Annotated in this window: 4 protein-coding genes and 1 pseudogene; 2 read left to right on the top strand and 3 right to left on the bottom strand. The window is 60.6% G+C overall.

The window, feature by feature from the left end; genetic code table 11:
* Positions 1–190: hypothetical protein (locus J2S97_RS23900; RefSeq protein WP_307052413.1), on the bottom strand; the 190-nt coding region annotated here is incomplete at its 3' end.
* Positions 191–227: 37 nt separating this feature from the next.
* On the bottom strand, positions 228–416 hold the full coding sequence (locus J2S97_RS23895; RefSeq protein ID WP_307052412.1) for a hypothetical protein: 189 nt from the start codon (positions 414–416) through the stop codon (positions 228–230).
* Positions 417–745: 329 nt separating this feature from the next.
* Here J2S97_RS23895 and J2S97_RS23890 point away from each other — a divergent pair, with 329 nt between their 5' ends.
* Positions 746–1,180 carry an FAD-dependent oxidoreductase gene (locus tag J2S97_RS23890; protein ID WP_307052411.1) on the top strand — a complete coding sequence of 145 codons (435 nt, stop codon included), beginning with the start codon at positions 746–748 and terminating at the stop codon, positions 1,178–1,180.
* A 90-nt stretch (positions 1,181–1,270) separates the two neighbouring features.
* A pseudogene (locus tag J2S97_RS24135) lies at positions 1,271–1,687 on the top strand (SRPBCC family protein).
* A 47-nt stretch (positions 1,688–1,734) separates the two neighbouring features.
* On the opposite strand, the gene J2S97_RS23880 reads toward J2S97_RS24135, so the two are convergent.
* Complete coding sequence (locus tag J2S97_RS23880; RefSeq protein ID WP_307052409.1) at positions 1,735–2,535, bottom strand: IclR family transcriptional regulator; 801 nt, start codon at positions 2,533–2,535, stop codon at positions 1,735–1,737.
* Positions 2,536–2,807: the final 272 nt, after the last annotated feature.

Here is a 2,807-nt window from a genome sequence, read left to right as displayed (position 1 = left end):
GCAGGCCCTCTGCGGCTCCGTCCTCCGGATCGAGGACAGCGGGGTTGGTGTTTTCTCCCGCGGGGACACCAATGACTGTTTTGGTGTTTCGCGTACTTTCGGGCTTTTCGTTGGGGGGAGCCTCTGCCAAAGCGTTGTCGGCAGGCAACTCCTCGGGGGTTAAGGGTTTTAAGTCATTGCTTATAGCCATGAGCGGGTCCTTTGCTCGGTGGATCATGGGCTTGCGGTTAAACATGGCCCGCGGGAGTCAGACCGGGCGGAAGGTTGGGGGCCTCGTCCGATTCGATGATCATGATGTTGCCGTCGACGATTTGCACTTCGTGCGTCCGGATCGGCAGTTTGGCCGGGGGTGGAGCAGTATCGAGCCGTTGCGCCTCCCCGGGAGCGAGTTCACTGAGCGGGCAGGGCTTGCGCATGGAGCACCTCTTTTGTGGTCAGGGGATTAAGTTCGCGGGATTAAGTTCGCGCCAAGGGGGTAAGGACGGGATCGTTCCGCATGACTCAACGGCAATCGCACTAAGCAACAGATTGCGTCTGATGATGACGGATGTCAAGGGTTTTCGCTGATTTGCCGGGGGCCCTTGACACGCAACATGGGATACGTCACGCTGTTGCATATCGCGATGGTTGTTGCGTAAGAAGCGGTTGATGAAATCGGGACGCTTGCTGTCTTTAACCTGCGGACCATCTCGGACGCACAAGGGCTGGCCTTAGAACTGGTTGCCGCCCGGACACGGGCGCCACGGTGGCGAAGCTCCACAGCTCGACAGGCACCGAACTTATCTCAGGCGCCGCGATCGAAGGGTTCGACACGAGCGACCGAGAGGTCACCGGCCTCCTGTTGGCTGACGGACGCCGGCTTCCCGCAGACGTCGTAGGGGTAGGAATTGGCGCCGCGCCGAATATTGAATGGCTCGAAGGCTCCGGGGTCAATCTTTGCGACGGCCTACCAGGCGATTCCATGGGCCGCACCAATGTCCCGGGCATCGTCGCTGTCGGAGATTGTGCAGCATGGTTTGAAGGCGGACTCTGCCGACACCGACGGGTTGAGCAATGGACCGGCGCACTGGAGCGCGCTGCCCTCGCTGTCCAGGCGAAATTGAAGCTGGCGACCCGCAGGACCCCAACTTCCTTGCCATCTACTGTCAGGGCGGGACCGCCGTGGCAGTACTTGGCATGAACCAACCGCGGCTGTTCACCAGGTGGCGTCGCAGCATCGGCAACCTATGACTTCGAAGGCACGTTGATTGCCGCTCCAAACCTGACCAAGATGCCGGACACCGACCGTGACGAACACGGCCTGACGAAGGCCCACATCCGCGAGTACCTTGGCTACGCATTGGCTCGCTATTACGCCATCACCATCAAGCCCACGGTGTTCGTTAACCTCGTTCCGGACCACGTCATCATCCACCGCATGTTCCCCATGGCCGCCGACCACTCGATCGTCGAGTGTGAGTGGTTGTACCTGCCCAGCGTCGTGGAGAGCGGCAAGGACGGCAGCGCCTCGGTGGAGCTGTTCCACCGCGTCAACCAATAAGACTTTGACGCCTGCGAACACTGCCAGCCCGCCATGGGATCAAAGATCTACGCGAAGGGCGGAGTACTGGTTCCGAGTGAGCACCACATCAGCGCTTTCCAAGACTGGATTCAGGAAGTTGTAGGGGACGTCATTCCGACTAGATAATCGTGCGCCCATTTGCCCTCCGATAAGCCCGACCTCTGCGGTCGGGCCTATCGGCGTCTGTAGCCCATTTTCGTGCTAATGGACAGTCCAGCCGCGCGGAGCCCTTCGATGAGTCCGGGGTCCTCTTCCGGAGTGAACCGGAACGCAGGACCCGAGATACTCACGGCGGCGATTACATTCCCAAGATGGTTACAAATGGGAACTGCGACCGCTGACAGGCCGATTTCGAACTCCTCGTGGACGACCGCGTAGCCTTGCCGGGAAATTTCGAGCAGCTGCTTCTCCAGTTGCGCACGATTTGTCACGGTACGCGGAGTGCGGGCTGGCAGGCCGACGGTCTTGAAAATTGTGTCCCTTTCGTCGGCAGGAAGGGCAGCAAGCAGAACCTTCCCGCTCGACGTGGCATGAAGGGGCGTCAGGCTGCCGACCCAGTCGTATGTTGCAAGCGTGGAGGGGCCCATGGCCTGGTCCACGTTGACGGCGTAATTCGATCGCAGGACAGCCAAGTTCACAGTTTCCTTGTAGCGCGCAGCGAGGCTCTCTAAAACGTCTCTAGCCTCGCGTACCACGCTCAATCGGCCTGGGATGGACGATGCCAATCGCAGGATCCCGAAGCCCAGCTGGTACTTGCCGCGTTCGCTGTTCTGGCGGACCAGTTCCCGACCCACAAGGGACCCCACCAGGCGGGATACTGTGGATTTGTGGACGCCCATCTCCTCAGCGATCTCACTGACGCCGGCATCACCCTCACGGGCAAGGATATCCAGGATCTGGAGGGCACGGTCCACCGATTGGACGCCTCCGCCCTGTGCGTCTACGCCCTTATCCGGGTCGTTGAGTGCGGCCATGTCGCCTCGCGTCCTTGTCCATGCGGAGTACCCAGGCCTGAAAGTCCCAGCCGAACTGCCACCTCGTCATGTTTCATCCTAGACCGGCTCGGGCGCTGGCTCGTCACCGCCGCCTCGGCCTTCAAGCGGCCGAGCAAATCCAAGGTAAAAAATCCGGTAGCTACGGACTAGCCGACTTTGTTGGCTGCTTCAGCGTCTGATGCGGTCTGGCCTGCGCCGAGGTTGGCGCGCAGTTTGGCGCCGAGTTCGGCGTCAACGTTGGTCCAGTACTG

The organism is Arthrobacter oryzae, from assembly GCF_030812315.1.
Classification (GTDB): Bacteria; Actinomycetota; Actinomycetes; order Actinomycetales; family Micrococcaceae; genus Arthrobacter; species Arthrobacter oryzae_B.
Note: the sequence above shows the minus strand (reverse complement) of the source record. Positions and strands in the feature narration are given on the sequence as shown.